The 626-nt window shown below is 62.9% G+C and carries 1 protein-coding gene; it reads left to right on the top strand.

What is annotated here, in order from left to right; translation table 11 throughout:
• Window positions 1-626: methyl-accepting chemotaxis protein (locus tag PL597_RS26000; protein WP_269830283.1), on the top strand; the 626-nt coding region annotated here is incomplete at both ends.

Below are 626 nucleotides of genomic sequence, written 5' to 3'. Positions count from 1 at the left end.
GGCAACCAGATGGCCGAGGCGGCCGAGGATCTTGCCAAACGGACTGAGCAGCAGGCTGCTTCGCTCGAAGAAACGGCAGCCGCCGTCGACGAGATCACCGTCACGGTTCGCTCGTCGGCGGAACGTGCCAAGGATGCCGACCAGATCGTCCGCCAGGCCAAGCAGAGCGCCGACGATTCAGCCATCGTCGTCAACAATGCGATCGATGCGATGGGCCGGATCGAAGAAGCCTCCCGCCAGATCGAGCAGATCACCGGCGTCATCGACGAGATCGCCTTCCAGACCAATCTGCTGGCGTTGAATGCCGGCGTCGAGGCGGCACGCGCCGGCGATGCGGGCAAAGGCTTTGCCGTCGTTGCCCAGGAGGTGCGTGAACTGGCGCAGCGCTCCGCCAAGGCGGCCAAGGAGATCAAGGTCCTCATCAACAAGTCGACGGCCGAGGTCAATACCGGCTCGCATCTGGTCCAGGAAACCGGTTCGGTCCTTGCGAAGATCAGCTCGCAGATCGTCACGATCAGTCAGCATGTCGAGACGATCGCCCGCGGCAGCCACGATCAGTCGAGTGCGCTGCAGGGGGTCAACTCGACCGTCAATCAGATGGACCAGATGACACAGCACAATGCGGC

The organism is Agrobacterium sp. ST15.13.013 (assembly GCF_027956525.1).
GTDB lineage: Bacteria > Pseudomonadota > Alphaproteobacteria > Rhizobiales > Rhizobiaceae > Agrobacterium > Agrobacterium salinitolerans.
This window is presented reverse-complemented; position numbering and strand designations above follow the sequence as displayed.